General features: G+C 71.7%; 27 protein-coding genes and 1 pseudogene. 15 read left to right on the forward strand and 13 right to left on the reverse strand.

Features of this window, described 5'->3' with window-relative positions; translation table 11 throughout:
- The first annotated feature begins 1 nt into the window (after position 1).
- Positions 2–334 carry a hypothetical protein gene (locus tag ABZU53_RS19225; protein ID WP_355066906.1) on the forward strand — a complete coding sequence of 111 codons (333 nt, stop codon included), beginning with the start codon at positions 2–4 and terminating at the stop codon, positions 332–334.
- Between the two features lie 49 nt (positions 335–383).
- Here ABZU53_RS19225 and ABZU53_RS19230 read toward each other — a convergent pair whose 3' ends face one another.
- Both ABZU53_RS19230 and ABZU53_RS19235 read right to left on the reverse strand, forming a co-directional pair.
- Entirely contained in the window at positions 384–797 is a 414-nt protein-coding gene (locus ABZU53_RS19230; RefSeq protein WP_354858179.1) for a hypothetical protein, read from the reverse strand.
- Positions 798–921: 124 nt separating this feature from the next.
- A complete protein-coding gene (locus ABZU53_RS19235) occupies positions 922–2,352 on the reverse strand; it encodes an NYN domain-containing protein (protein WP_355066907.1) in 1,431 nt (476 codons plus the stop codon).
- Positions 2,353–2,479: 127 nt separating this feature from the next.
- Here ABZU53_RS19235 and ABZU53_RS19240 point away from each other — a divergent pair, with 127 nt between their 5' ends.
- The 5 genes from ABZU53_RS19240 (at position 2,480) to ABZU53_RS19260 (ending at position 8,196) form a co-directional block, all read left to right on the forward strand.
- A complete protein-coding gene (locus ABZU53_RS19240; protein ID WP_355066908.1) occupies positions 2,480–4,234 on the forward strand; it encodes a DEDD exonuclease domain-containing protein in 1,755 nt (584 codons plus the stop codon).
- A 128-nt stretch (positions 4,235–4,362) separates the two neighbouring features.
- A complete protein-coding gene (locus tag ABZU53_RS19245; RefSeq protein ID WP_354861576.1) occupies positions 4,363–6,156 on the forward strand; it encodes an HD domain-containing protein in 1,794 nt (597 codons plus the stop codon).
- Positions 6,157–6,209: 53 nt separating this feature from the next.
- Complete coding sequence (locus tag ABZU53_RS19250; RefSeq protein ID WP_354861549.1) at positions 6,210–6,752, forward strand: NUDIX domain-containing protein; 543 nt, start codon at positions 6,210–6,212, stop codon at positions 6,750–6,752.
- Positions 6,749–7,615 carry a sugar phosphate nucleotidyltransferase gene (locus ABZU53_RS19255; RefSeq protein WP_354861550.1) on the forward strand — a complete coding sequence of 289 codons (867 nt, stop codon included), beginning with the start codon at positions 6,749–6,751 and terminating at the stop codon, positions 7,613–7,615. Before ABZU53_RS19250 ends, ABZU53_RS19255 begins: the two co-directional genes overlap by 4 nt.
- A 293-nt stretch (positions 7,616–7,908) precedes the next feature.
- Positions 7,909–8,196 carry an Lrp/AsnC ligand binding domain-containing protein gene (locus tag ABZU53_RS19260; protein WP_354861552.1) on the forward strand — a complete coding sequence of 96 codons (288 nt, stop codon included), beginning with the start codon at positions 7,909–7,911 and terminating at the stop codon, positions 8,194–8,196.
- Between the two features lie 86 nt (positions 8,197–8,282).
- Here ABZU53_RS19260 and ABZU53_RS19265 read toward each other — a convergent pair whose 3' ends face one another.
- The 5 genes from ABZU53_RS19265 to ABZU53_RS19285 all read right to left on the reverse strand — a co-directional run bounded on the left by ABZU53_RS19265 (position 8,283) and on the right by ABZU53_RS19285 (position 13,445).
- Positions 8,283–8,960, reverse strand: coding sequence for a DUF4142 domain-containing protein (locus ABZU53_RS19265; protein WP_354861553.1), 678 nt, complete (start codon positions 8,958–8,960; stop codon positions 8,283–8,285).
- Between the two features lie 195 nt (positions 8,961–9,155).
- The gene (locus ABZU53_RS19270; RefSeq protein WP_354861555.1) at positions 9,156–10,787 is read right to left on the reverse strand and encodes a cytochrome b N-terminal domain-containing protein; all 1,632 of its coding nucleotides are present in this window, start codon (positions 10,785–10,787) and stop codon (positions 9,156–9,158) included.
- Positions 10,784–11,872 (reverse strand): Rieske 2Fe-2S domain-containing protein, encoded by a 1,089-nt coding sequence (locus ABZU53_RS19275; protein WP_354861557.1) that lies wholly within the window; start codon positions 11,870–11,872, stop codon positions 10,784–10,786. The genes ABZU53_RS19270 and ABZU53_RS19275 overlap by 4 nt, the downstream gene beginning before the upstream one ends.
- A gap of 64 nt (positions 11,873–11,936) precedes the next feature.
- Entirely contained in the window at positions 11,937–12,773 is an 837-nt protein-coding gene (locus ABZU53_RS19280; RefSeq protein WP_354861559.1) for a cytochrome c, read from the reverse strand.
- 72 nt (positions 12,774–12,845) lie between these two features.
- Complete coding sequence (locus ABZU53_RS19285) at positions 12,846–13,445, reverse strand: heme-copper oxidase subunit III (RefSeq protein ID WP_354861560.1); 600 nt, start codon at positions 13,443–13,445, stop codon at positions 12,846–12,848.
- Between the two features lie 108 nt (positions 13,446–13,553).
- Between ABZU53_RS19285 and ABZU53_RS19290 the strand changes: the two genes are divergently transcribed.
- The 4 genes from ABZU53_RS19290 (at position 13,554) to ABZU53_RS19305 (ending at position 16,652) form a co-directional block, all read left to right on the forward strand.
- Positions 13,554–14,543: a cytochrome c oxidase assembly protein gene (locus ABZU53_RS19290; RefSeq protein WP_354861561.1), complete on the forward strand. Its 990-nt coding sequence runs from the start codon at positions 13,554–13,556 to the stop codon at positions 14,541–14,543.
- A 105-nt stretch (positions 14,544–14,648) separates the two neighbouring features.
- On the forward strand, positions 14,649–15,047 hold the full coding sequence (locus tag ABZU53_RS19295) for a hypothetical protein (protein ID WP_354861563.1): 399 nt from the start codon (positions 14,649–14,651) through the stop codon (positions 15,045–15,047).
- Between the two features lie 89 nt (positions 15,048–15,136).
- Entirely contained in the window at positions 15,137–16,183 is a 1,047-nt protein-coding gene (gene trpD / locus ABZU53_RS19300) for an anthranilate phosphoribosyltransferase (protein ID WP_354861565.1), read from the forward strand.
- A 262-nt stretch (positions 16,184–16,445) separates the two neighbouring features.
- Complete coding sequence (locus tag ABZU53_RS19305; protein ID WP_355066909.1) at positions 16,446–16,652, forward strand: hypothetical protein; 207 nt, start codon at positions 16,446–16,448, stop codon at positions 16,650–16,652.
- A 135-nt stretch (positions 16,653–16,787) separates the two neighbouring features.
- Here the strand turns inward: ABZU53_RS19305 and ABZU53_RS19310 are convergent, their stop codons facing one another.
- Positions 16,788–17,213 carry a cytochrome c oxidase subunit 4 gene (locus ABZU53_RS19310; protein ID WP_354861567.1) on the reverse strand — a complete coding sequence of 142 codons (426 nt, stop codon included), beginning with the start codon at positions 17,211–17,213 and terminating at the stop codon, positions 16,788–16,790.
- Positions 17,214–17,222: 9 nt separating this feature from the next.
- Positions 17,223–18,194 carry a cytochrome c oxidase subunit II gene (coxB, locus tag ABZU53_RS19315; RefSeq protein WP_354861569.1) on the reverse strand — a complete coding sequence of 324 codons (972 nt, stop codon included), beginning with the start codon at positions 18,192–18,194 and terminating at the stop codon, positions 17,223–17,225.
- A gap of 170 nt (positions 18,195–18,364) precedes the next feature.
- On the opposite strand from coxB, the gene ABZU53_RS19320 reads away from it, so the two are divergent.
- Together ABZU53_RS19320 and ABZU53_RS19325 are read left to right on the forward strand one after the other, a co-directional pair.
- Positions 18,365–19,516, forward strand: coding sequence for an aminotransferase class V-fold PLP-dependent enzyme (locus tag ABZU53_RS19320; RefSeq protein WP_355066910.1), 1,152 nt, complete (start codon positions 18,365–18,367; stop codon positions 19,514–19,516).
- Complete coding sequence (locus ABZU53_RS19325) at positions 19,513–19,746, forward strand: sulfurtransferase TusA family protein (protein ID WP_354861572.1); 234 nt, start codon at positions 19,513–19,515, stop codon at positions 19,744–19,746. The genes ABZU53_RS19320 and ABZU53_RS19325 overlap by 4 nt, the downstream gene beginning before the upstream one ends.
- A 113-nt stretch (positions 19,747–19,859) precedes the next feature.
- On the opposite strand, the gene ABZU53_RS19330 is transcribed toward ABZU53_RS19325, so the two are convergent.
- The 3 genes from ABZU53_RS19330 to ABZU53_RS19340 all read right to left on the reverse strand — a co-directional run bounded on the left by ABZU53_RS19330 (position 19,860) and on the right by ABZU53_RS19340 (position 22,728).
- Positions 19,860–20,837: a carbohydrate kinase family protein gene (locus ABZU53_RS19330; RefSeq protein ID WP_355066911.1), complete on the reverse strand. Its 978-nt coding sequence runs from the start codon at positions 20,835–20,837 to the stop codon at positions 19,860–19,862.
- Positions 20,838–21,037: 200 nt separating this feature from the next.
- Positions 21,038–21,406, reverse strand: a complete 369-nt coding sequence (gene erpA, locus ABZU53_RS19335) for an iron-sulfur cluster insertion protein ErpA (RefSeq protein WP_234587006.1) — start codon at positions 21,404–21,406, stop codon at positions 21,038–21,040.
- A gap of 182 nt (positions 21,407–21,588) precedes the next feature.
- The gene (locus tag ABZU53_RS19340) at positions 21,589–22,728 is read right to left on the reverse strand and encodes a glycerate kinase (protein WP_355066912.1); all 1,140 of its coding nucleotides are present in this window, start codon (positions 22,726–22,728) and stop codon (positions 21,589–21,591) included.
- Between the two features lie 68 nt (positions 22,729–22,796).
- Between ABZU53_RS19340 and nadA the strand changes: the two genes are divergently transcribed.
- The 3 genes from nadA to ABZU53_RS19355 all read left to right on the forward strand — a co-directional run bounded on the left by nadA (position 22,797) and on the right by ABZU53_RS19355 (position 26,205).
- Complete coding sequence (gene nadA / locus ABZU53_RS19345; protein ID WP_355066913.1) at positions 22,797–23,972, forward strand: quinolinate synthase NadA; 1,176 nt, start codon at positions 22,797–22,799, stop codon at positions 23,970–23,972.
- Between the two features lie 212 nt (positions 23,973–24,184).
- A complete protein-coding gene (murA, locus tag ABZU53_RS19350) occupies positions 24,185–25,540 on the forward strand; it encodes a UDP-N-acetylglucosamine 1-carboxyvinyltransferase (protein WP_308195384.1) in 1,356 nt (451 codons plus the stop codon).
- A 71-nt stretch (positions 25,541–25,611) separates the two neighbouring features.
- Positions 25,612–26,205, forward strand: coding sequence for a DUF3043 domain-containing protein (locus tag ABZU53_RS19355; RefSeq protein WP_354859767.1), 594 nt, complete (start codon positions 25,612–25,614; stop codon positions 26,203–26,205).
- 172 nt (positions 26,206–26,377) lie between these two features.
- On the opposite strand, the pseudogene ABZU53_RS19360 reads toward ABZU53_RS19355, so the two are convergent.
- Positions 26,378–26,463, reverse strand: a pseudogene (locus ABZU53_RS19360) (IS5/IS1182 family transposase); the annotation flags it as partial.

The following is a 26,463-nucleotide window of genomic DNA, read 5'->3' on the forward strand; positions in this document are numbered from 1 at the left end:
CATGAATCCACGACGTCTCCTGGCCGCGTGCGCCGTCACGGTGACCGCAGCGGTCGGCCTGGTCGCCACACCGGCGTTCGCCGGCGGCTACTTCCAGACGAAGACGGACCTGAACCTGCGCTACTGCCAGTGGCTGAACAACTCGCAGTGCTCGGTCATCCTCACGATCCCCAAGGGCCAGTCGGTCTACCTGAACTGCTGGGCGACCGGATCGTCGGTCAACGGCGACACCGTCTGGTACAACGCGTTCTACGGCAGCGCGAACGGCATGCTCGCCGGTGACTACATGTACACCGGCCACGACCCGAACCCCGCCGTCTCCCGCTGCGGCTGACACGCGATCCGGCCGCTGGCGCTGACGCACCAGCGGCCGGATCCGTACGTCACGGGTAGTACACCCGAGGGCTGGTGAAGATGCCGTGCAACGTTCCGCTGCACGTGTAGACCTCGACCACCGCCACGGCGGAGCCCTTGAAGTTGTTCATCACGTTGACGTTGCGGCTGATCGGCCCGAATCGGCCGGTCCGGTTGAGGTCGTAGTAGATCCAGGAGGTGTTGCCGTTGTTCGTGGTCCGCAACTGCAGGTACGCCGTGCACCGGGACTGGTCCGGTGTGGCGTTCATGTAGAAGTCACCCACCACGGTCTGGTTGGAACCCTGGTACGAGATGCACGAGCTGATCGGGTAGGCCCCGGTGCAGCCGCCACCCGAGGCCGCCAGGGCCGGTCCCGGGGCGACGAGGAGCGCCGCCAGTGTGACAACCGTGCCGAGGATGGTGCCCAGCAGTCTTTTTCTCATACCGTTCGCCTGCCTTTGTCCGGTGCCCGACGGTGCCGGGCGGATGCGGACACCGTCGCCGACCGAACCTGCAGGAACCTCGCCGTATTCTTGCCCGCCCCGACAGCTCGGCCCGGGCGCGTGGTCAGGAGCGGGCGAGGCGGCGCAGCAGCGAGTCGGCGCCCAGCGGGTACGCGCCGTGCCGGCGTACGCCGTCGGCGACCTCGCGGTCGGACGAGATCACGACGACCGGGCGGCCCGCCGGCTCGGCGCGGACCAGGCGGCGGATCAGCTCGTCGGCGGTCTCGCCCTTGCGGGAGAAGAGCACCCGGACGCCGCGGGGCGCGGGCGGCAGCCCGTGCATCCGTTCGGCGCCGTCGAACACGACGGTGACCTCGTCTCCGGTCTGCGCGGCGATCCCGCCCAGCCCGGTGATGAGGCGCTTGCGCTGCTGCTCCAACGACATCTCGCCGAAGCCGCGCTTGGTGACGTTGTAGCCGTCCACCACGAGGTGCGCCCGGGGCAGGGCGAGCAGCTGGTCCAGTCGGGCCGGGTCGTCGGTGTCGCGGGCACGGGCGGCCGGGCCGGCCGGGGCGGTGCCCGGCTGCTCGGCGAACGCGTCGGCGACGAAGTCGGCGGGGAGCTTGTCCACCGGGTCGAGCGCCAGCTCCCGGCGCAGCCCGACGGCGGCCTGACCGATGGTCTCCAGCAGCAGCCAGAGGCGGGCGTCGTCGACCGAACGCGCCTCCTTGGCGCTGGCCCGGGCCACCCCGGCGGCGGCCTCGGCCTCGGCGAGCCGGGCGCGGGCGCGGCGCAGTTCGGCGTCCACGTCGGCGCTGGCGCGTGCGGCCCGGCCGCGTTCGGTGGCCAGGAGTTCGCTGGCCTTGCGCTCACGGGCCTGCGTCTCGCGCAGGGTACGGGCCAGTTGACGGGACTCCTCGCGGAGCTGGCCCAGCTCCTCGCGGACCCGCGCCAGCTCGTCGCGGAGCTTCTCGGCCTCGACCCGGGCCACCGCCCGGTCGTGTTCGGCGCGGGTGGCCCGCTGCTCGGCCTCACGGACCAGCTCGGCGACGACGGCGCTGTCCGCCTCGGCGCGGACCGCGGCGCCGCTGGCGTCGATCAGCTCCCGCCAGCCGCGGGGTCGGGCCAGGTAGGCCAGCGCGGCCACCTCGACCGGGTCGGCGGCGGCCGGCGCGGTGCCCTCGACCACGGCCGCGCCGAGGTCGCCGGCGTCGGCAAGCACCCGGGCGGTGACCCTTTGCCGAAACAGCGGGTCGGCGGTGAGCTGGGCGGCGATGGCCGGGGTGCCGAGCCGGGCCCGTCGGTTGGGGGCGAACTTGGCCACCCGGCGCAGCGGCACCGGCACCTCGTCGGCGGGCAGGGTGGGCAGCACGGTGGCGGTCAGCGCCACGATCCGCTGCCGGACCGGCTCGGGCAACGTCGGCTCCGGCTCGACCGCCGGATCGGCACCCGAATCGGCAGGTGTGTCACTGCTGTCCGGGTCGCCCACGGCACCGCCGCCCCCGACCGGATCCTCCTGCGGGAGGTGGTCGTCGTACGGCTCGGTGAGGGGCATGTGGCAAGTCTCCCACCGCGACCGGGCCCACCGCCCGGTGAGTGAGCCGATCTCTCATCCTAGCCCCATGGTGACTGCTGGGACGGCTGCGACGGGAGTGTCGGACCGGGGCGCTAGCGTGCCGCCGATGGCACAGGCGGAGTACGTCCAGGAGTCACTGGCCGGTCTCGACCCGGCGGTGGGCGGGGTGGACCCGGCCCTGCCGCTGTACGCGACGACCTTCGTGGTGGTCGACCTGGAGACCACCGGCGGCGCACCCGACGGCGGCGGCATCACCGAGATCGGCGCGGTCAAGGTGCGCGGTGGCGAGCACCTGGGCGAGCTGGCCACCCTGGTCAACCCGGGGCAGCCGATCCCGCCGTTCATCACCGTGCTGACCGGGATCACCCAGGCCATGCTGGTGCCGGCGCCGCCGATCGAGCAGGTGCTGCCCAGCTTCCTGGAGTTCATCGCCGACGCGGTGCTGGTCGCCCACAACGCCCCGTACGACGTGGGGTTCCTCAAGGCCGCCTGCGCGAAGCACGGGTACCGCTGGCCCAATCCGCGCGTACTGGACACGGCGGCGTTGGCCCGGCGGGTGCTGACCCGCGACGAGGTGCCCAACCGCAAGCTGGGCACCCTTGCCGCCTACTTCCGCACCGCCACCCAGCCCACCCACCGGGCGCTCGACGACGCGAAGGCCACCGTCGACGTGCTGCACGGGCTGATCGGCCGGCTCGGTGGGCACCGGGTGGACACCGTCGGCGACGCCATCGAGTTCGCCCGCGCGGTCACCCCGACGCAGCGCCGCAAGCGCCACCTGGCCGAAGGGCTGCCCAAGGTGCCGGGGGTCTACATCTTCCGGGCCGCCGACGACCGGCCGCTCTACGTCGGCACCTCGGGCGACATCGCCACCCGGGTGCGCAGCTACTTCACCGCCGGTGAGAAGCGCGCCCGGATCTCCGAGATGTTGGGCGCGGCCGAGCGGGTCGAGGCGGTGGAGTGCGCCCACTCGCTGGAGGCGGAGGTCCGCGAGCTGCGGTTGATCGCCGCGCACGCCCCGCCGTACAACCGGCGGTCGAAATACCCGGAGCGGATGGTCTGGCTCAAGCTGACCGACGGGCCGTACCCCCGGTTGTCGATCGTCCGGGATCTGTCCCCCACGGACACCGCCTACCTCGGGCCCTTCACCTCCCGGCGGGCCGCCGAGCTGGCCGCCGCCGGCTTCCACGACGCGGTGCCGCTGCGCCAGTGCACGCACCGGCTCTCGCTGCGCACCGTCACGCCGGCCTGCGCGCTGGCCGAGCTGGGTCGCTGCCCGGCGCCCTGCGAACACAAGATCACTCCAGAGGAGTACGACGACAGAGCAGCCGGGCCGTTCCGCACCGCGACCGCCAGCGACCCGCAACCGGTGGTGGACGCGCTGCTGGCCCGGATCGACGTGCTCGCGGCCGACCAGCGCTACGAGGAGGCCGCCGTGGTGCGGTCCCGGCTGGCCGCGGTGCTGCGCGCCACCGTGCGGATGCAGCGGCTGGCGGCGCTGACCGGGATCGTGGAGCTGGCCGCCGCCCGACCGGCCGCCCGGGGCGGCTGGGAGCTGGCCCTGGTCCGGCACGGTCGTCTGGCCGGAGCCGGGGTGTCCCCGCCCGGCGTCCACCCGCGACCCACGCTGAACGCCATCCGCGCCACCGCCGAGACGGTGTCGGGCGGGCACGGCCCGGTGCCGGCGGCCACGGCGGAGGAATCCGAGCGCATCCTGTCCTGGTTGGAGCGGCCGGAGACCCGGCTGGTCGAGATGTCGTCCGGTTGGTCCTCGCCGGCGGGCGGGGCGGGCCGCTTCCGTGACCTGCTGGCGAAGGCCGAGAGCGGGGCGTCGCACCAACTCTCGACCGAACGCTCATGACCAACTGACCGATCGGACTACGTCGACTCCCTTAGGCTGTTAGAGAAGTGCAGTCCTGCCCGTTTCGTGGGCCTGCTCCCGATCGCCCGGTCCGGCGGTCGCGGAGCCGGGGTGAGGAGGTGTCCCTCGTGGACGTCGACGCCGGACACGGCGCCGCCCTGGGGGGCGCCCTGCCGACCCGGTCTGGTGAGCTGCCCCTGACCCGCCGACTGCGGTCGTTGCTGACCTGGCCGACCACCGACTCCGACCCGGTCACGCACCTGGTCCGCACTCATCGGGGCATCCACGCGGGCACCGACCCCGCCGTGCTGCGCCGGGCGTACACGATCGCGGAGAACATGCACCGCGGCCAGTTCCGCAAGAGCGGGGAACCGTACATCACCCATCCCCTCGCGGTGGCGCAGATCTGCGCCGAGCTGGGCATGGACACCACGACCCTGGTGGCGGCGCTGCTGCACGACACGGTCGAGGACACCCGCTACACGCTCCAGGCGCTGTCGGAGGACTTCGGCGGCGAGGTGGCCCACCTGGTCGACGGGGTGACGAAGTTCGACAAGGCGTTCTACGGCAAGGCCGCCGAGGCGGAGACGATCCGCAAGATGATCGTCGCGGCCGCCAAGGACGTCCGGGTGCTGATCATCAAGCTGGCCGACCGGCTGCACAACATGCGCACGCTCGGAGTGCGCTCCGCGGCGTCCCGGGAACGGATCGCCCGCAAGACCCAGGAGGTGCTGGTCCCGCTCTGCGACCGGCTGGGCATCCAGACCCTCAAGCGCGAGCTGGACGACGTGGTGCTGCTGCACCTGGAGCCCGAGGAGCACGCCCGGCTGGCCCGGCACGTGCACGATCGGCCCGGCTGGGACTCCTACCTCGACGCGGTGGTCACACGGGCCCGGGTGGCGCTGCGCCGCAGCCGGGTCGACGCCGAGGTGAGCCCGCGCCCCCGGCACCTCTACTCGATCTGGAAGGACACCATCGCCGGCGGCCACACCGCCCCGTACGACCTGCCCCGCATCTCGGTGGTGGTCGACGGCCCGGCCACCGACTGTTACGCCGCGCTGGGCGCGATCCACGGGACGTGGCGGCCGATCCCGGGCCGTTTCAAGGACTTCATCGCCTCACCGAAGAACAACCTCTACCGCTCGCTGCACACAAGCGTCTGCGGCCCGCAGGACCGCACGGTGGAGGTGCTGATCCGCACCGAGGAGATGCACCGCTCGGCCGAGTACGGCATCGCCGCCGACTTCCGCTTCCCGCGCTCGGGCAGCGGCAGCGCGGCGGCCCGGGCCGAGCAGTTGGACTGGCTGCGCCGCGTGCTCGACTGGGAGCCGGACGCCGCCGACCCGGCACAGTTCTACGAGTCGCTGCGCTGCGACCTCGCCGAGGGCCAGATCCAGGTCTTCGCCGACGGGCGTCAGGTGGTGCTGCCGGCCGGCGCCACACCTGTCGACCTGGCGTACGAGCTGGGCAGCCAGCGGGGCGACCACTGCCTCGCCGCCCGGATCAACGGCCGGCTCGCGCCGCTGAGCTCGGAGCTGGACGAGGGCGACGTGGTGGAGATCTTCACCGAGAACGACGGCGACAACGGCTTCGAGGCCGGCGTGGCGCCACGCGGCCCGCGCAAGGAGTGGCTGGGCTTCGTCAAGTCGCCGCACGCGCAGATGCAGATCAACAGGTGGTTCGCCGAGCACACCGAGCCGGGCATCACGATCAGCGACAAGGTCCGCCTCGGTCGGGCCACCATCGGGCTCGCCCTGCGCCAGCACAACCGCGGCCTCGCCAGTGACCTGCCGCTGCTGCGGCTCTCCGAGGAGCTGGGCTATCCCGACCTGGAGACCCTGCTGGTCGCGGTCTTCGACCGGGTGATCGAACCGGACACCGTGGTACGCCAGCTCATCGACCTGGTCGACCATCGACAGTGACCCGCCCGGCCCCAGCGCGTCCGAAGGACATTCGTGACCACTAGCCTGGGGTCATGATCCCCCGTTCCCGCGCCACCGGTCGGGCCATCTTCTACCAGGCCTTCTACCGATTGCCGCTGCCGGTGCGCCGTCGCCTGGTCAAGCTGGCCGTGCCCAAGTACATCGTCGGGGCGGTCACCCTGGTCCGTGACTCCGAGGCGACGGGCGCGGGCCGACTGCTGATGCTGCGCCAGCCCCCCGGCAAGGGCTGGTCGCTGCCCGCCGGCCTGCTCAACCGGGCCGAGCCTCCGGTCGTGGGCGCGGTCCGCGAACTGTTCGAGGAGTCCGGCATCCGGCTGCCACCGTCCCGGCTGCGCCCGGCGGTGCCGAACGCGATCGTGCACGCCAAGGGCTGGGTGGACATGGTCTTCGAGACGGAGGTGCCGGCGTCCAGCACCGAACTGGCGGTCGACGGCGCGGAGGTCTTCGAGGCCGCCTGGCATCCGCTGGACGACCTGCCCAAGCTGACCTGGCCGACGGCCCGGCTGCTCGCCTACTACGACATCGGGCCGCTGGCCGGGCAGTTCCCGCCTCCGGTGCCCGACACCGCGCCGTGAGCGAAGCGGGCGGGCCGGCGGACCTCTGCGCGGTCGTGCTCGCCGCGGGTGAGGGCACCCGGCTGCGCCCGCTCACCGCACGGGTGCCCAAGGCGCTCTGCCCGGTCGGCAACGTGGCACTGCTGGACCGGGCGCTGGCCCGCCTGGCCGGCCTCGGCCTGAGCGGCCCCGCACGCGTCGCGGTGAACGCCTGCTACCTCGCCGACCAGGTGGTCGCGCACGTCGGCGATCGCGCCCACCTGTCGGTGGAGCCCGGTGACCCGCTCGGCACCGCCGGTGGGGTGGCCAACCTGCGGGACTGGATCGGCGGCCGGCCGGTGCTGGTCGGCAACGCCGACGCGTACCTGGCCGACCCGGCCACTCCCCCGGGCCCCGACGTGGCCGCGCTGCTGGACGGCTGGGACGGGAAGTCCGTACGCCTGCTCGGGCAGCCCGCCACCGACCCGAGGGCGCCCGGCACCTTCGCCGGGCACTGCTTCACGGGGTTCTCGCTGCTGCCGTGGCGGCTGGTCCGCGACCTGCCGGTGGTCTTCTCCGACCTGGTACGCGCGGTGTGGCGGCCGGCCGAGGCGGCCGGCGCGCTGGAGGTGGTGCCCTACCCGGGCACCTTCTACGACACCGGCACCCCCGCCGACTACCTGGCGGCCAACCTGCACGCCGCGAGCGGCGACGTACTGGTCGACCCGGCCGCCACGGTGACCGGGCGCTGCGTGGAGTCGGTGGTCGGCGCGGGCGCACGGGTCGACGGCGACGTGCGCCGCACCGTGGTCTGGCCCGGCGCCCTCGTGCGCAGCGGCGAACGGCTGCACGACGCGATCCGGTTCGGGGACGCCGGCACGGTCCAAGCCGCCCAGCACGGCTGACCCGCGTCGGCGCGTCGGCGGGATGATTCGTGTTAGCGGTATACCTGTGGGTCATAAATATGACTCACAGGTATACCGCTCGTTGGCGACACGCCTGCCCAAGCCGTGGGCATACCTGAAGCGACGGCTGATGGCGACAGCGCCGGGCACCCGACACCGGGCAACGGCGACGGGCGCGGGAGGACGGGCGCGGGAGGACGGCCTCGCGAGGACGGGTGCCGGGTGCACCCGACCCCGGTCCCGTCGGGAACATCTAGCATGGGCAACGACGCCGACGAACGGAGAATTGCCCCGTGATCACCGCGATCGTGCTGATCGACTGCGCCACCGACGCGATCCCCGAGGTGGCGGAGGCCCTCGCCAATGTCACAGGCGTCAGCGAGGTCTACTCGGTGGCCGGGCACGTCGACCTCATCGCCATCGTCCGGGTCCGCGAGTTCGACCAGATCGCACAGGTCATCGCGGGCAGCATCTCCAAGGTGCCGGGTGTGCTGAACACGGAGTCGCACATCGCGTTCCGGGCGTACTCCCAGCTCGACCTTGAGGAGACGTTCGCGATCGGCCTCGCCGACGCCGACTGACCCGCCGGGCCGCGTGGACGGCCGACGCCGGACGCGGCGCGGCCGGTCCACCCGTGCGGGTGGACCGGCCGTCTGCTGCCGCTACGTCAGCTTTCGCTGGGCGCGGGCCGCTCGGTGGTGCCGAGGCCCGGTTCCGGGGACTCGGTGATGCCACCCGGAGCGGGCGACTCGGTGGTGCCACCCGGAGCCTGCGACGAGGTACCCGGGCTGGGCGTACCGCTGGCGCTGGCCTGCGGGACCGGGATGCCCAACTGGTTGGCGAGCTGGACCAGCTCGTCGTAGTGCGTCTGCAGCGTCGGCAGGGCGGTCTGAGCCAACTGGACCACCGACTGCTCGGAGCCCTGCGAGATCTCCGTCTGGGTGGCCTGGATGGCCTGGACGTGACCGGCCAGCTCACTGGTCACCCAGAGCCGGTCGAACTCCGCGCCGCTGACGTTGTTCAGCTTGTCGATGACCGCCTGCTGGTCGGTCGTGGGCTCGTTCGGCAGTTCGACCTTGAGCTGGGACGCGGTCTGCTGCACCGTCTGGTCCAGCTGGGTGTGGTCGGTCTTGAACATCGCGCCCAGGTCCTTGACCCCCTGGTTCTGGCCCTTCTGCTGAGCCAGGTCACCGGCGGTGATCTCGAACAGGTTCACCTGGTGCAGCGCCTGCAGATACTGGGTGTCCTGCGTCGACGGCTGTGCCGCGGCCTGCGCGGCCGCAGCCGGCGCGACGCCTACCAGCACCAGCGCGGCCAACAGGCCGAGGCGTTTGAGACCCAACATGCTTCCCCCCCTTGAGACGTTGGACCGCACGGATACCCGGCTCACGGGGGTTATTCCTGCGATCGCCCGACGCGCGGGGTCGACCGGTCCCGCCGTGGCCGTCCGACTCCTGCTCGGATGGGCGACGGGACACCGACAACGACGTGGCGCCCGCCGGAAGTCCGGCGGGCGCCACGTGACGGTGCTGTCGGGAGGTCAGTGGCGGCTCTCGCCGCTGCCGATCTCCGCGCGCTCGGGCCGGGGCTCGACCGGCGGGTGACCAGGCGAGACCGGCGCCTCGACCGGCTTCTCGATCGGGTAGAAGAAGCCCCGGACCGCCGGGCCGAGGGCCCCGAGCCGGTTCATCTTCTTCGGCACCACCCAGCCGACGTAGTCCAGCTCACCGTGGCCGTCCGCGTGCCCGTTCGCCGCGCTGAGCGGCTGGTGCACCTCGACGAACCGGCCGTCCGGCAGGCGCCGGATGATGCCGGTCTCCACGCCGTGCGCGAGCACCTCCCGGTCGTGCTGCTGCAGACCCAGGCAGAGCCGGTAGGTGACGTAGTACGCCAGCGGCGGGACCACCAGCAGGCCGACCCGGCCCGCCCAGGTCATCGCGTTCAGGCTGATCTGGAACTTGTCGGCGATCACGTCGTTGGCGCCCGAGAGCGTCAAGACGACGTAGAAGGAGACGGCCATGGCGCCGACGGCCGTACGGGCCGGAACGTCGCGGGGCCGCTGGAGCAGGTTGTGGCTCTTGCGGTCCTTGAGGTGCCGGGCCTCCAGGAACGGGTACATCGTCGACAGGCCGACCAGGATGCCGGGCAGCACGACCGTCGGCCAGAACAACGGCGGGATGACGTAGTGGTCGCCGATCGGGATGTTGATTTCCCAGGCCGGCATGAGTCGGGTCGAGCCGTCGAGGAACATGACGTACCAGTCGGGCTGGCTGGCGGCCGAGACCACCCAGGCCTCGTACGGGCCGAACAGCCAGATCGGGTTGATCTGGAACAGACCGCCCAGCAGCGCGATGACGCCGAAGACGACCATGAAGAAGCCGCCCTGCTTCAGCGCGTAGCGGGGGAACATCCGCTCGCCGACCACGTTGCCGTTGGTCCGGCCGGGGCCGGGCCACTGGGTGTGCTTCTGCTTGAAGACCAGGCCCAGGTGGGCGCTGATCAGCGCGAGCAGCAGACCCGGGATCAGCAGGACGTGGGCGATGAAGAACCGGCTGATGATGATCGTGCCGGGGAACTCGCCACCGAAGATCGACGACGTGAGCCAGGAGCCGATCACCGGGATGGACAGCATGATCGCCGAGGCGATCCGCAGGCCGGTGCCGGACAGACCGTCGTCCGGCAGCGAGTAGCCGGTGAAGCCGGCCAGGAAGCCGACCCAGAACAGCAGCGAGCCGATGATCCAGTTGGTCTCGCGCGGCTTGCGGAATGCGCCGGTGAAGAACACCCGCAGCATGTGCACGACGATCGCGGCCATGAACAGCAGCGCCGCCCAGTGGTGCATCTGCCGCATCACCAGGCCGCCGCGGACGTCGAACGACAGGTCCAGGCTGGAGGCGTACGCGGCGGACATCGGCGTGCCCTGCAACGGCGCGTAACTGCCGTCGTAGACCACCTCGGTCATCGCCGGCTCGTAGAAGAAGGTGAGGAACACACCGGTCAGGAGCAGCACGATGAACGAGAACAGCGCGATCTCGCCCAGCAGGAACGACCAGTGGTCCGGGAAGACCTTGTTCAGCAGCCGACGGAGCGGGGTCGCCACCTGGAAGCGGTCGTCCACCCCCACCGCGGCCTTGCCCGGCGTGGCTGCCAGGTCAAACTTTCGACGCTTCATGGCCGCTCCCAGAAATCAGGCCCGACGGTCTCGGTGTAGTCGGACTTCGCCACGAAGAAGCCCTCGGAGTCCACCTCGATCGGCAGCTGCGGCAGCCGCCGGCTGGCGGGGCCGAAGACGGGCCGGGCGTTGTCGGTGATCAGGAACTGGGACTGGTGGCACGGGCAGAGCAGCCGGTTGGTCTGCTGCTCGAACAGACTCGCGGGGCAGCCGGCGTGCGTGCAGATCTTGGAGAACGCCGCGTAGTTGCCCCACATGTAGTCGCCGTGGCCGACCCGCTCGTTGGCCCGGCGCGACTCCTGCGCGTCCGAGTCACGCAGGTGGATCAGCAGCGTCGGCGAGTCGGCGTGCCGGTTGCTCACACCGTGCTCGATGCCCGGGAAGACCGTCAGCTGACCACCGGTGCTGATGTCCGCCGGGCGAACCGGGCGGCCGTCCTCGCGGACGAGGCGGATCCGCTCGCCGCCCTCGGCGGTGGCGAACCCGGTGGTGAACATCTGGTTGTTCTTGTGCGGCTGCGAGATCAGACCGCCGACCAGCGGCGCCGCCGCGACCGCGGCGACCGGCGCGAGACCGGCCAGCAGCGAGATGCCGAGCAGGGGACGACGCTTCACACCCAGCTCGTCGGCCATGTAGAGCATGGTCTGGCCGGTGATGGTGCGACCGTCGGCGTCCACCGCGCCCTCGTGCCGGTCCTGGATCGAGACCTCCTTGGGCAGCAACTTCTTGCCCCAGGTCAGGATGCCGAAGCCGACGGCGAGCAGCGCGATGCCGAGGGTGGCGCCCAGCAGCGGGGTGTAGAACTTGTCGCCGCCGCGGCCCGGCGCGTACTGCCACGGCCACCAGATGTAGATGGCCAGGAACGCGGTCGCCGCCAGGCCGGTGATCAGGAAGAAGCCGGCCACCACCCGGGTCAGCCGACGCTCGGCCTTCGTGCCGGGCAGCACCTGCGGCTCGTAGTGCACGATCTCGATGTCGTCCCGACGCGCGCCCTCACGGACGATGTCGAACCGGGTCAGCCGGGGGTCGTTCACGTCGAGCGGCTCCTGGCCCTGCGGGGCCTGGTGCTCGGTGTGCGTGCTCATGCCGTCACCTCGCTACGGGTGGCGCCGAGCGGCACCACGGCACTGAATCTGAAGATCCGCTCGGTCACGACTTACCCGCAATCCACAGGCTAGCGAACACGAGCGCCACAATGCCAACCAGGAAGATCGCCAGGCCCTCGGTGGACGGCCCGTACCGGCCGAGGTTGAACCCGCCCGGGTCCTGGTCGGTCTTCAGCGTCTCCTGGATGTAGGCGATGATGTCGGCCTTCTGCTCCGGCGTGATCTGGTTGTCACCGAACACCGGCATGTTCTGCGGGCCGCTCAGCATCGCCGCGTAGATCTGCCGGTCGGTCGCCGGGTGCAGGCTCGGGGCGAACTTGCCGGACGAGAGCGCGCCACCGCCACCGCCGAAGGCGTGGCACTGCGAGCAGTTGATCCGGAAGAGCTCCCCGCCGGCCGCGACGTTGCCGTTCTCGCGGAGGTCGTCACCCTCCGGGACGATCGGGCCGCCACCCAGCTCCTGGATGTACTGGCCGAGCTGACGGGTCTGCTCGTCGGTGAAGACCGGCGGCTTGCGGTGCGCCTGGGCCTCCTGGCGGGCCAGCGGCATACGGCCCGAGCTGACCTGGAACTCGACCGAGGCCGCGCCGACGCCGATCAGGCTCGGCCCGCGGCCCTCGACGCCCTGGGCGTTGCGTCCGTGGCAGGTCACACAGCTAACGTCGAACAGCGCCTTGCCCTCGGCCGCGGCGCCGGTCAGCGGCGGATTGTCCTGCGCCTGGGCACCGGGGGCGAAGACGGTGTAGGCGCCGCCGGCGAGCATCAGCGCGGCGAACAGCCGGACCGCGGCGCCCAGCCGGCGGCGGCCCCTGCTGCGCGCGGCGGGCCGCCCGCGCAACCGCGCGAGCAGGCCGCGTCGGCGGTCGTTGTCAGAAGTCATGAGCTGTGTCCTTAACCGGTTGGACCTTGTCTCAGGGGACGGAGCAGCGGCGCGGTTCGTGACGCGCCAAGATCACTGAAGCCAGTAGATCATGGCGTACAGGCCGATCCACACGACGTCGACGAAGTGCCAGTAGTACGACACGACGATCGCCGAGGTCGCCTGCGCCGGGGTGAACCGGCCCATGGTCGTGCGGACCATGAAGATGATGAAGGCGATCAGACCGCCGGTCACGTGCAGGCCGTGGAAGCCGGTCGTCAGGTAGAACATCGAGCCGTAGCCGTCAACGTTGATCTTGACGCCGTCCGCCACCAGGTGGCGGTACTCGTTCACCTGGCCGAGCACGAAGATCAGGCCCATCACGAAGGTGACGGTGAACCAGCGGCGCAGCGCGTGCACGTCACCCTTCTCCGCCGCGAAGACGCCGAGCTGGCAGGTCACCGAGGACAGCACGAGGATCACCGTGAAGGTGGTCGCGTACGGGATGTTCAGCGACTCGGTGTGCTTCTCCCACTGCTCCGGCGCAGCCGCGCGGATCGAGAAGTACATCGCGAAGAGCGCCGCGAAGAACATGAGTTCGCTGGAGAGCCACACGATCGTCCCGACGCTGACCATGTTGGGTCGCGTCAAAGAGTGGATCCGGCTCTTGTCAATGGCTGGGGCCGCAGTCACGCCGTCATTATTGCCCCTGACCGGGGCCGGCGATCAGCGGGGTGGCAAACCTGCGCCTTCCGTGGCCCGGGCGTCAGGGTCCGGTTCGCCTGGCCTAGCCTGAAAAGCGTGCTGCACGTCGATCCGATCCTCGCCGCCACCTCGGCCGTCCCGGCCGATGTGCTCGCGGCCACTCCGGCTGGCCCGTCGGTGCTCGCCGCCGGGGCCGAGGCGACCCCGCCACCGTTCACCGTCGGCGCGGTGCTGACCGAGACCCGGTTGGACAGCTGGCTGGCCCTCGGCCTGGTACTCGCCGCCGGCCTCTACCTCTACGGGGTGCACCGGCTGCGCGTCCGCGGGGACCGCTGGCCGATCGCCCGTACGGTGTTCTTCCTCGGCCCCGGCCTCGGCGGTATCGCGCTGGTCACGGTCAGCGGGCTGCACGCCTACGACACCGCGCTGCTGTCGGTGCACATGGTCCAGCACATGGTGCTCTCCATGGTGTCGCCGATCTTCCTGGCGCTGGGCGCACCGATGACGCTGGCCCTGCGGACCCTGCCCGTCGGGCCGCGCAAGCGCCTCCTGGCGATCGTGCACAGCCGCGTCGCCCGGGTCTACAGCTTCCCGCTGGTGGCGTTCGCCATCTTCGTGGTCAACCCGTTCGCGCTGTACTTCAGCGACCTGTACCGCTTCACCCTGGAACACGCCTGGGCACACGAGCTGGTGCACGCGCACTTCATCATGACCGGCTGCGTGTTCTTCTGGCCGCTGCTCGGCCTCGACCCGCTCCCGGGCCGCTGGCCGTACCCGGCGCGGGCCCTGCTGATGCTGCTCTCCGTGCCGTTCCACACCGTGCTCGGGCTCACCATCATGCAGAGCACCACCCTGTTCGGCGGCGACTGGTACCCGTCGCTCAACCTGAGCTGGTCCGACCCCAAGGCCGACCAGGTGGTCGCCGGCGGCATCCTCTGGGCCGGCGGTGAGTTCGTCAGTGTGACCATGCTCGCGGTGCTGGTCGTGCAGTGGGTGAAGCAGTCCGAGCGGGAGGCCCGCCGGGTGGACCGCGAGCTGGACCGCCAGGAGGCCCGCGAGCGCGCCGCCGACGCCGCGACGACCTGAGCTGCGCAGACGGTACGCCAGCGGCCGAGCGTCGGGCGGGATGTCGGCTACGTCACGTCGACCGGTACGATCGGCGGGCAGCTACGAGGTGGGAGCCTGTCAGCCATGAGCGATCGTCTGTGCACCGTCCTGCTCTACAGCGACGACCCGCAGGTCCGTGACCGGATGCGGCTCGCTGTCGGCACCCGGCCCGCCCCCGGGCTGCAGATCGAGTTCGTCGACGCGTCGACGTACGCCGAGACCATCCGGCTGGTCGACGACTACGAGATCGACCTGCTGGTGCTCGACGGTGAGGCGAGCCCCGGCGGCGGCATCGGCATCGCCCGCCAGATCAAGGACGATCGGGACGACGCCGCCCCGCCCACCTGCCTGGTGATCGCCCGCGCCGCGGACCGATGGCTCGCCGCGTACGCCGAGGTCGACGCGACGCTTGTGCACCCGCTCGACCCGGTGACCACCGGCAGCACGGTGGCCGAGCTGCTGCGGACGCACGCACCCGCCTGACGTCCCCCGCTCTCCGGCACCGACACGGCGCCGGACCAGCCGGCGCCGATTCCAGCCCACCCGCACTTCGTACGCTCGGGAGGCCCGCCATGGGCGATCGGACCTGGCCGCACCTGCTCAACTCGCTGCTGCGCGGCGAGGAGCTGTCCACCGCCGACACCGCCTGGGCCATGGGCGAGATCATGGCCGGCTCGGCGGGCGCCGCGCAGGTCGCCGGCTTCGCCGTGGCGCTACGGGCCAAGGGCGAGACCTCGGCCGAGTTGGCCGGCCTGGTGGAGACCATGCTGAGCCGGGCCGTCCCGGTCGACCTTCCCGACGACCTGCGCTCGACGGCGCTGGACGTGGTGGGCACCGGCGGTGACCTCGCCCACACGGTCAACATCTCCACCATGGCCGCGCTGGTCGTGGCGGGTGCCGGCGTCCGGGTGGTCAAGCACGGCAACCGGGCCGCGTCGTCCTCCTGCGGCACCGCCGACCTGCTGGAGTTCCTCGGTGTCCCGCTCGACCTCGACCCGGACGCCATCGTGCGCTGCGTCACCGAGGCCGGCATCGGGTTCTGCTTCGCCGCCCGGTTCCACCCGGGGATGCGGCACACCGGGCCGGTCCGCCGGGAGCTGGGCGTGCCCACCGTGTTCAATTTCCTCGGCCCGCTGACCAACCCGGCCCGCCCCCGCGCCGGCGCCGTCGGCTGCTTCGACGCACGGATGGCGTCGGTGATGGCCGGCGTGTTCGCCGCCCGTGGCGACTCGGTGCTGGTGATGCGCGGCGAGGACGGGCTGGACGAGTTCACCACCGCCGCGCCGACCCGGGTGTGGGCGGCGCAGGGCGGCACCGTACGCGAGGCTGTGCTGGACGCGACCGACCTGGGTGTCCCCCGGTCCACCCTCGGCGACCTGCGTGGCGGTGACGCCGCGTACAACGCCGGCGTGGCCCGTCGCCTGCTGGCCGGTGAGACGGGCCCGGTCCGCGACGCGGTGCTGGTCAACGCGGCGGCGGCGCTCGCGACCCAGGGTCCGCTGGACGGCGACCTGACCGAGGCGCTGCGCGCCGGCCTGGACCGCGCCGCCGACTCCATCGACTCGGGCGCTGCGGCGGCCACTCTGGACCGCTGGATCGAGACCGCCACCACCGCCTGATCCCCGGCCCGGGAGGCGCGTGCTGCGTGATCGACTCGGGTTGCTGGAATCCGGGGTGTTCGGCCGGCCCGGATACCCCGACTTCACTGCTGTCGGGTGGATCACGTCCGGTGGCGTCGGGGCCTGCGGAACGGCGCCCGACCGGCGGGCGCGGGGATTTGTCGGACCCGCGTGGGAAACTACAGGCGAGTAGTTCTCCGCTTCCGTTGTGCGTCGCTGTCGCATTTCGGGGGCGGTTCGCCTGGAGTGAGAGGAGACGCCCGTGTCGCACCGCGATCTCTACTGCGATGTCTGCGAGGGCGTGGCACCGTTCGGGGCGCCGCCCTGCGTCGACGGCCACGGCAGCGACTGTCCCGAGCTGATCTGCACCGGTTGCGGCGCGGCCGTGGTGATCGCCACATTCGCCGCCCCCGTCACCCGGCTGGCCGATCGCCGACGTCGCCAGCCCACCCGCCGCCACGCCGCCTGACCCGCACCGCCCCGATCGGCCCCACAACGCCGACGTGGCGGCACCCCGGTGCGCCACGACGAAGGCCCGCTCCCCCGACGGGGTGCGGGCCTTCGCGGTGGTACGGGGTCGGTCGCGCCGCGGCGACCGGGTGGATCAGTGCTCGGCGGTGCGCCGGGTGCCGGTGTAGTACTCGAACAGCAGGCCGCAGGCGGCGAAGATGACCGCCAACAGGCCGGCGCCGATCAGCCAGAACTGCCAGAACACCATGCCCAGCGCGGCGGTCGCGGCGGCCAGCGCCAGACCGAACGGCCAGTAGCTGCCCGGGCTGAAGAAGCCGACCTCGCCGGCGCCGTCGGAGATCTCAGCGTCCGGCCGGTCCTCCGGGCGCAGATCGATACGGCGGGAGACGAACCAGAAGAAGCCGCCGCACATCGAGCAGAGCAGGAACGACAGCAGCAGGGCGACGGTGCCCACCCACTCGATGTTGCCGGACTCACCGTGCGTCCAGGCGCCGTAGAGGACGGTTGCGCCGAAGAGGAACAGGGCGATGATCAGGAAGATACGCCACTCGGTCTTCATGCGGCTGCCTCAGCTTCCCGTGCCGGCCGGAGCGTCGTCCGGGTTGAAGTTGCTCTGCGTCCGTCGGGTGTCGAACGGCTGCGTGGTCTCCGCGTACGGCTGCTCGCCGATCGCGGCCAGCGCGTCCTGAGTCGACTTGCCACTCTGCTTGGCCGCGAGGAACTGGTCGTACTTCTCCGGCGAGACCACCCGCAGCTCGAAGTTCATGAACGCGTGGTAGCTGCCGCACAGCTCGGCGCAGCGGCCGACGTACGCGCCCTCGGCATCCAGGCTGGAGACCTCGAAGACGTTGCGGATCTTGCCCGGCATGACGTCCCGCTTGAACAGCAGCTCCGGCACCCAGAAGGAGTGGATGACGTCGCGGCTGGTCTCCTCGAACCGGATGGACCGGTTGGTCGGCAGCACGAGCACCGGGATGACCTCACTGGTGCCGAGCGTCGACGCGGTGGTGCGGGCCTCCGTGCCCTGACCGTCGCGGTAGTTGAACTGCCAGTTCCACTTGAAGGCGACGACCTCGACCGTGACGTCCGGGTTCTTCGACAGCTTGTCGACGTCGGTCTGCACGATCGCCGTGTAGTAGAAGAGCACGGAGACGATCAGGATCGGCGCGATGGTGTAGAGGAACTCCATCGGCAGGTTGTAACGGGTCTGCACCGGCAGCGCGTTGCCGCGCTTGCGGTAGCGCACGACACACCAGAAGATCAGGCCCCACACGAAGACGCCGACCGCGAGCGCGGCGACGCAGGAGGCGATCCACAGGTCGTACATCCGGTGCGACTCGGCCGAGATGCCGCCCTGCGGCCAACCGAAGCCGCCGAACGTCTGACCCACGTCACAGCCCGTGAGCAGAACCAGCAGAGCCACGCCCCCGAGACCGAGCCCGGCCAGCCGACCAGCACCGCGTCCCCGGCGTCCACCGACCCCTGGGGCAGCACCGTGCCGTACGGCCGACGGCCGTACCTCCGAACTCCTTGCGACCACCTGGTCCTGCCTCCCTAGCGCGCCGCGGTGCGTCTTTCCTCAGCACCGGCGGCAAAGGCGTCACCGACGGTCGCAGATTACTCGACCATGACGGACTCGGCCGTGGTGGGGTCACTGTCCGCCCCCATCGGGGGGATCCTGGGCATACCGTCGCGATAGCGTACTGATCCGTGAGCGCCTCTTCGGTCTACCTGGACGCGGCGACCGCCGCGCCGCTGCATCCGGTCGCCCGGCAGGCGCTGCTGGCCGCTCTGGAAGACGGCTGGGCCGACCCGGGAAAGCTCTACAGCCAGGCACGCCGCGCACGGCAACTGCTCGACGCCGCCCGCGAGGCGTCCGCGCAGACGCTCGGCGTCCGCGCCGACGAGCTGTCCTTCACCAGCAGCGGTACGACGGCAGCCCACGGCGCGGTGCTCGGCGGCCTGGCGGGACGGCACCGGGCCGGGGCGGCGCTGGTGCACTCCGCGATCGAGCATTCCGCCGTCCTGCACGCCGCCGAGCGGCACGTCGCGGCCGGCGGCGTCGCCCACTCGGTGCCGGTCGACCGGGTGGGCCGGCTGGATCTGGCCGCCTGGTCGACGGCCGTCCAGGCGCCCGGGGTCGCGCTGGCCGCGCTGATCACCGCGAGTCACGAGGTGGGCACCGTGCAGCCGGTCGCCGAGGCGGCGGCCGTCTGCGCCGACGTCGGGGTGCCGCTCTACGTCGACGCGGCGCAGTCGGTCGGGCGGGTGCCCCTGCCGGCCGGCTGGTCGATGCTCAGCGCCAGCGCCCACAAGTGGGGCGGGCCGCCCGGGGTGGGGCTGCTGGCGGTCCGCAAGGGCACCCGCTGGGAGTCGCCCTGGCCGGCCGACGAGCGGGAGGGTGGGCGTACCCCCGGGTCGGTGAACCTGCCCGCGGTGGTGGCGGCGGCGGCGAGCCTGCGCGCGGCGGCGGCCGACGCCGCGGCCGAGCGGGCCCGGCTGGCGCCGCTGGTGGACCGGATCCGGGCGCGGGTGTCGGCGGAGGTGCCCGACGTCGAGGTGGTCGGCGACCCGGTGCTGCGCCTGCCCCACCTGGTGACCTTCTCCTGCCTGTACGTCGACGGCGAGACGCTGCTGCACGCGCTGGACCGGCGGGGGTTCGCGGTGTCGTCCGGCTCGTCCTGCACGTCGTCCACGCTGCGGCCGTCGCACGTGTTGGAGGCGATGGGGGTGCTCTCGCACGGCAACGTCCGGGTCAGCCTGCACCGGGACACGACCGAGTCCGACGTCGAGCGGTTCCTCGCCGAGCTGCCCGGGATCGTCGCCGGGCTGCGCGCCGACGCCGGGGTGGTAGGACTGTGACGATGCCGGACGAGGTGATCGACTGCCGGGGTCAACGCTGCCCGCTGCCGGTGATCGCGGCGGCCCGCCGGATGCCGCAGGTGCCGGTCGGCACGGTGGTCCGGGTGCTCGCCGACGACCCGGCCGCGGCGGTGGACATCCCCGCCTGGTGTCGGATGCGCGGCCAGGAGTTCCTCGGCGCGGTGACCGGCGCGGACGGCCCCGCCTACGACATCCGCCGCACCCACTGACCCATCCCTCACCCCCGCGATCTTGCAGTTTCTGCGCGGACAAGACCGCGCAGAAGCCGCGAAACAGCGACAGAAAGTGCAAGATCGCCGGGGGTGAGGCGGGGTGGGTCGGGTTACGGGAGGAGGTGGGGGCGGATCTCGTCGGCGGCGGTGTCGCCATAGGACTCGGCGAGGCGCTTGACGAACAGGTCGCGGCGGACGTCGTACTCCTGGGTGCCCACCGTCTCCAGGACCAGCGTGGCCAGCAGCGAGCCGACCTGGGCGGCCCGCTCAAGGCCGAGGCCCCAGGAGAGCGCGGTGAAGAAGCCGGCCCGGAAGCCGTCGCCCACCCCGGTCGGGTCGACCGCCCGGATCTCCCGGGCGATGGGCACGTGGATCGGGTCGATGCCGCGGCCGGCGATCTCCACGCCGTCCTTGCCCAGCGTGGTGACCCGCACCTTGACCAGGTCCAGCAGTTGGTCGTCGGTCAGCTGAGCCTTGCTCTGCAGCAGCGACTTCTCGTAGTCGTTGGTCATCAGGAACTCGGCGCCCTCGATCAGCGCCACCACGTCCTCGCCGGGCATCCGGGCGAGCTGCTGCGAGGGGTCGGCGGCGAAGGCGTACCCACGGCTGCGGCACTCGGCCGAGTGCCGCAGCATCGCCTCCGGGTCGTTCGCGCTGACCAGCACCAGGTCCAGCCCGCCGAGCCGGTCGGCGACGGGGGCCAGTTCGATGTTGCGCGCCTCGCTCATCGCACCCGCGTAGAACGACGCGATCTGGCACATGTCGGTGTCGGTGGTGCAGACGAACCGCGCCGTGTGCGCCACCTCACTGATGTGCACGGAGTCACAGTCCACGCCGTGCCGCTCCAGCCAGGAGCGGTAGTCGGCGAAGTCCGCGCCCACCGCCCCGAGCAGCACCGGGCGCATCCCGAGCTGCCCCATGCCGAAGGAGATGTTCGCCGCGACCCCGCCACGGCGGAGAACCAGGTCGTCCACCAGGAAGGAGAGGGAAATCTTGTGCAGCTGATCGGCGATGAGCTGGTCGGCGAAGCGACCCGGGAAGCTCATCAGGTGATCGGTGGCGATCGAGCCGGTCACGGCGATCTTCATGTCAACCCTCAGGGTCGGGAGCAGGGCGCGGTCAGCCTACCGGCCCGGCAACCCGGACGTGTCCGGTCGGTCGGGCAACGGCAACCGCCCGTCCACCCGTCCGCCGGGGGTCACCCGGGACCGCTCCCACCGTCACCCCGACACGACGACGGGGCCGTCCCGCAGGACGGCCCCGTCGTCGGTGGTGCGTGGTGCGCGACTTAGTTGAACGAGTCGCCGCAGGCGCAGGAGTTGCCCGCGTTGGGGTTGTCGATGGTGAAGCCCTGGGCGTCGATCCGGTCGGCGAAGTCGATCGTCGCGCCGGACAGGTAGGGGGCGCTCATCCGGTCGACGACGACCTCGACGCCACCGAAGTCGCTGACGACGTCACCGTCGAGCGAACGCTCGTCGAAGAAGAGCTGGTACCGCAGGCCGGAGCAGCCACCCGGCTGCACCGCGACGCGGAGCCGCAGGTCGTCGCGGCCCTCCTGCTCGATCAGGGCCTTGACCTTCTGCGCCGCGACGTCGGTGAGGACGACGGAAGTAGGGGCCTGGGCCTCGGTCGACTCGGTCTGCGCTGGCGTGGTCACGTGGAAGTCTCCCTGCGCGGTTTTGGGTCCGGACGCACTGGCCAACGCCGCGCGCCGTCCAGTGATTCCCGGTTGTGGTCCAGTTCCGATCGTACGCCGCCCCGGCCGGACGTACCCGCGTGGCGGGACCAGCGCCCCAGGTCGGCCCGGACGAGACGGCCTGGACCGGGTGGGCCGAGCGCTCAGCGGCTCCACTGCCGGGCCAGTCGGGCGCCCAGCTCGCGCAGCCCGTCGGCGGGACGGCTCAGCGCGGCGTCGAGCCCGCCGGCCTGCTCCCCACCGAAGTGCTCGACCAGGCTGTACGCGTCGGTCACCCCCGCCGAGGCGGCCTCCCGCCGGCCGGTGCTGACCTGGCCGGCCACCACCACGCAGGGCACCCCACGGTCCCGGGCGGCCCCGGCCACCCCGGCGACGACCTTGCCGCGCAACGACTGGTGGTCGAAGGACCCCTCCCCGGTGATCACCAGGTCGGCGGTGTCGAGCGCGGCGTCCAGCCGGGTGGCCCGGGTGACCAGGCCGATGCCAGACTCGCAGGCGCCGCCGAGCGCGAGGATGGCCGCGCCGAGGCCGCCGGCGGCCCCACCGCCGGGCAGCGCGCCGAGCCCCGGCGGGCAGCCGGGAAGGTCCCGCTCCAGCACCGCAGCGAAACGCTCCAGGGCCGCGTCGAGCAGCAGGACGTCGGCGCGGTCGGCGCCCTTCTGCGGGCCGAACACGTTGCTCGCGCCGTGCAGGCCGAGCAGCGGGTTGTCCACGTCGGTGGCGGCGACGAGCCGGGCGCCGCGCAGCCGGGGAGCGCCGTCGAGGGCGTCGACCAGGGCCAACGCCGCCCCGCCGTACGGCAGCGCCGCACCCGTGGCGTCGAGCGGGGTCGCGCCCAGCGCGGTGAGCATGCCGGCGCCGGCGTCGTTGGTGGCGGAGCCGCCCAGCCCGATCACCACCGTCCGGGCCCCGCTCTCCACGGCGGCGGTCACCAGCAGACCCAGCCCGTACGACGTGGTGGTCTTCGGGTCGCGCTCGGCTGCGGAGAGCAGGTGCAGGCCGCACGCCTGCGCGCTCTCCAGGTAGGCCGTCGTGCCGTCGGCGGTGAGCAGGATCTCACCGGCCGTCGGCCGGCCCAGCGGGTCGACGGTCGACACCGTCACCCGCCGGCCGCCGAGCGCCTCGGCGAGCACCTCCACGAAGCCCGGGCCGCCGTCGGCGAGTGGCCGGATCAGCAGGTCGTCACCGTCGGCGACGCTGCGCCAGCCGTCCGCCACCGCGGCGGCGACCTCCGGTGCGGGCAGGGTGCCGGCGAACTTGTCCGGGCAGAGCAGCACGCGCATGTCGAGCAGTGTGGCAGCCCACACCGAGCGGAGCTGCGGCGCGCTCGCGCTGTGGGACCATGGGCTACGTGACTTCGACCTGGGTGGAACCCTCCAACACGGCGACGGCTCTGCTGCTGCTCGGCCGGGGCAGCGACCCCGACACCGAGCGCGGCGTCGAGTGTCCGGGCGACCTGCCGGCGCCCAGCGACCCGGATCTGGTGGCCCGTGCCACGGCGGCGAAGGCGGAGCTGGGCAGCAAGGTCTTCGTGCTGGGGCACCACTACCAGCGCGACGAGGTGATCCAGTTCGCGGACGTGACCGGCGACTCGTTCAAGCTGGCCCGGGAGGCCGCCGCCCGGCCGGACGCCGAGTACATCGTCTTCTGCGGCGTGCACTTCATGGCCGAGAGCGCCGACATCCTCACCACGGACGCCCAGCGGGTGATCCTGCCCGACCTGGCGGCCGGCTGTTCGATGGCGGACATGGCCGTGCTGGGTCAGGTCGAGGCCGCCTGGGACACGCTCGCCGAGCTGGGCATCGCCGGCGAGACCGTGCCGGTGACGTACATGAACTCCTCGGCCGACATCAAGGGTTTCGTCGGCCGCAACGGCGGCGTGGTCTGCACCTCGTCCAACGCCAAGCGCGCCCTGGACTGGGCGTTCGAGCAGGGCTCGAAGGTGCTCTTCCTGCCGGACCAGCACCTGGGCCGCAACACGGCGGTGCTGGAGATGGGCCTGTCGCTGGACGACTGCGTGCTCTACGACCCGCACAAGCCCGGTGGCGGGCTCACGCCGGAGCAGCTGCGGGACGCCAAGATGATCCTGTGGCGAGGGCACTGCTCGGTGCACGGCCGGTTCACCCTGGAGAGCGTCGACGACGTGCGGGCGCGGGTTCCCGGGGTCAACGTGCTGGTCCACCCGGAGTGCCGGCACGAGGTGGTCACGGCCGCCGACCACGTCGGTTCGACCGAGTACATCATCAAGACCATCGAGGCGGCGCCGGCCGGCTCGGCGTGGGCGCTGGGCACCGAGCTGAACCTGGTCCGCCGGTTGGCGCTGGCCCACCCGAACAAGCAGATCATGTTCCTGGACAAGGCGGTCTGCTACTGCTCGACCATGAACCGGATCGATCTGCCGCACCTGGTCTGGGCCCTGGAGGAGCTGGTCGCGGGCCGGGTCGTCAACCAGATCACTGTCGACGCCGACACCGCGCACCACGCCCGGGTGGCGCTGGACCAGATGCTCGCCCTGCCGGGTGCGTGATCACGATCCGTGACGCCCTTGGTACGCAAAAGTGCCGGATCACCGATTAATGCCACACACGCTGGTGTGACCGAGTCCTTTTTCGTCACCGAGGGCTATGCTGCCGGGGCGAGGACGCAAGCGGGCCGTTTCGATATGGCCGCATCCGGGGTAGCGACAGAGTTCAGGCTCCCCACCATCAACACAGCAGCACCGAAGCGCTGGAGGTTGCGTTGACCGACGACGTCCTGATCGTGCATGGAGGCACTCCGCTCGAAGGGCGGATCCGCGTGCGCGGCGCGAAGAACCTGGTTTCGAAGGCGATGGTCGCCGCACTGCTGGGCGACAGCCCGAGCCGGCTGTTCGACGTGCCGAAGATCCGCGACGTCGAGGTGGTCCGGGGTCTACTCGGTCTGCACGGCGTCAAGGTGACCGACGGCGCCGAGGACGGCGAGCTCGTCTTCGACCCGGCGAACGTGGAGAGCGCCAGCACCGACCAGATCAACGTGCACGCCGGTTCGAGCCGGATCCCGATCCTGTTCTGCGGGCCGCTGCTGCACCGGCTCGGGCACGCGTTCATCCCGGATCTGGGCGGCTGCCACATCGGCCCGCGCCCGATCGACTTCCACCTGCAGGCGCTGCGGGAGTTCGGCGCGACTGTCGACAAGCGGCCCGAGGGGCTGCACCTCTCCGCGCCGAACGGCCTGCACGGCACCAAGTTCGCCCTGCCGTACCCGAGCGTCGGCGCCACCGAGCAGGTGCTGCTGACCGCGGTGATGGCCGAGGGCGTCACCGAGCTGCGCAACGCCGCGGTGGAGCCGGAGATCATCGACCTGATCTGCATCCTGCAGAAGATGGGCGCGATCATCAAGGTCCACACCGACCGGGTGATCGAGATCCAGGGCGTGCCGAAGCTGCACGGGTACACCCACCGGCCGATCCCCGACCGGATCGAGGCCGCCAGCTGGGCCGCGGCCGCGCTGGCCACCCGTGGCCACGTCGAGGTGCTCGGCGCGCAGCAGGCCGACATGATGACCTTCCTGAACATCTTCCGGTCCGTCGGCGGCGAGTACGAGGTCACCGACACCCGGCCGCCGAAGCTGGGCGACCCGGGCCAGGAGGGCGGCATCCGCTTCTGGCACCCCGGCGGCGAGCTGAACGCGGTGGCGCTGGAGACCGACGTCCACCCCGGCTTCATGACCGACTGGCAGCAGCCGCTGGTCGTGGCGCTGACCCAGGCCCGCGGCCTGTCGATCGTGCACGAGACGGTCTACGAGCAGCGGCTGGGCTACACCGAGGCGCTGAACTCGATGGGCGCCAACATCCAGGTCTACCGGGACTGCCTCGGCGGCACCCCGTGCCGCTTCGGCCGGCGCAACTTCAAGCACTCGGCGGTGATCGCCGGGCCGAGCAAGCTGCACGCCGCCGACCTGGTCATCCCCGACCTGCGGGCCGGTTTCAGCCACCTGATCGCGGCGCTCGCGGCCGAGGGCACCTCCCGGGTGTACGGCGTCGACCTGATCAACCGGGGCTACGAGGACTTCGAGGCGAAGCTCGCCGACCTCGGCGCGCACGCCGAGCGCCCGTAACCTCGTCAGACCTTCCGCGCCCGGTGCACCGCGATGTGCACCGGGCGCGAACCGTTGGCTACCCTTGCCGCGTGCCGTCGCTCTTTCGCCGCAAGTCCACCGACCTCGTCGACGAGGCCGTCACCTCGGTGACCCCCGAGGAGACCGCCGACCGTCCCCGGGGTTACACCCCGGCCAAGGGTCGGGAGACGCCGAAGCGGCCGACCGTCGGCCGTCGCCCGGCCGGCCCCACCCGCCCCCTCACCAAGGAGGAGGAGCGGGAGCGGCGCCGCCAGCTGCGTACCGAGGCCGCGGCCGAGTTCCGCCGCGAGGGTGGCCCCCGCGACCGGGGCCCGGAGCGGCTGCTGGCACGCAACGTGGTCGACTCCCGGCGTACCGTCGGCACCTGGTTCTTCGGCGGCGCGTTGATCGTGCTGATCGGCTCGAACGCGGCGATGCCGGCGCCGGTGCGGTTGATCTCCAACGTGCTCTGGGGCGCACTGGCCCTGGGTGTGGTCGTCGACTCGCTGCTGATCTGCCGCAAGATCGGCAAGCTGGTCCGGGAGCGCTTCCCGAAGACCGACCAGCGGATGGGCTCGCTCTACCTCTACGCCGTGATGCGGTCGATCACCTTCCGACGGATGCGCGCTCCGGCTCCTCAGGTCAAGCTCGGCGACAAGGTCTGATCCCGGCTTCCCGAGCCCGCGTCGCCCCAGCGGCGGCTCCGGCCGCGTTGGGGGCAAAGCGCAGCGGGAAGCATCCGGGCAGTGGCCGTTCGTTGTAGCGTGCGCGTAGTTCATCACGGTGAACAGGTCGCCAGTTGTTCGTCACCTCGCACGTTGATCCAATGAGCCCTTTTCATCCTGCGTAGCGGTTGGCTTCGACGCGGTGGAGAACGAGGATGGCCTGCACGATCGTGGTCGCTCGGCGTGGGCAGCAGCGCA

This window comes from Micromonospora sp. NPDC005194, from assembly GCF_040608335.1.
In the GTDB taxonomy this organism is placed as follows: Bacteria; Actinomycetota; Actinomycetes; order Mycobacteriales; family Micromonosporaceae; genus Micromonospora.

Coding starts and splice junctions, on each gene's coding strand:
- ABZU53_RS19270 (WP_354861555.1), bottom strand. CDS start 10,787: ATGAAGCGTCGAAAGTTTGACCTGGCAGCCACGCCGGGCAAGGCCGCG.
- ABZU53_RS19340 (WP_355066912.1), bottom strand. CDS start 22,728: ATGCGCGTGCTGCTCTGCCCGGACAAGTTCGCCGGCACCCTGCCCGCA.
- ABZU53_RS19330 (WP_355066911.1), bottom strand. CDS start 20,837: ATGAAGATCGCCGTGACCGGCTCGATCGCCACCGATCACCTGATGAGC.
- ABZU53_RS19225 (WP_355066906.1), top strand. CDS start 2: ATGAATCCACGACGTCTCCTGGCCGCGTGCGCCGTCACGGTGACCGCA.
- ABZU53_RS19235 (WP_355066907.1), bottom strand. CDS start 2,352: ATGCCCCTCACCGAGCCGTACGACGACCACCTCCCGCAGGAGGATCCG.
- ABZU53_RS19230 (WP_354858179.1), bottom strand. CDS start 797: ATGAGAAAAAGACTGCTGGGCACCATCCTCGGCACGGTTGTCACACTG.
- trpD (WP_354861565.1), top strand. CDS start 15,137: ATGGGCGATCGGACCTGGCCGCACCTGCTCAACTCGCTGCTGCGCGGC.
- ABZU53_RS19240 (WP_355066908.1), top strand. CDS start 2,480: ATGGCACAGGCGGAGTACGTCCAGGAGTCACTGGCCGGTCTCGACCCG.
- ABZU53_RS19265 (WP_354861553.1), bottom strand. CDS start 8,960: ATGTTGGGTCTCAAACGCCTCGGCCTGTTGGCCGCGCTGGTGCTGGTA.
- ABZU53_RS19275 (WP_354861557.1), bottom strand. CDS start 11,872: ATGAGCACGCACACCGAGCACCAGGCCCCGCAGGGCCAGGAGCCGCTC.
- ABZU53_RS19295 (WP_354861563.1), top strand. CDS start 14,649: ATGAGCGATCGTCTGTGCACCGTCCTGCTCTACAGCGACGACCCGCAG.
- ABZU53_RS19310 (WP_354861567.1), bottom strand. CDS start 17,213: ATGAAGACCGAGTGGCGTATCTTCCTGATCATCGCCCTGTTCCTCTTC.
- ABZU53_RS19280 (WP_354861559.1), bottom strand. CDS start 12,773: ATGACTTCTGACAACGACCGCCGACGCGGCCTGCTCGCGCGGTTGCGC.
- ABZU53_RS19250 (WP_354861549.1), top strand. CDS start 6,210: ATGATCCCCCGTTCCCGCGCCACCGGTCGGGCCATCTTCTACCAGGCC.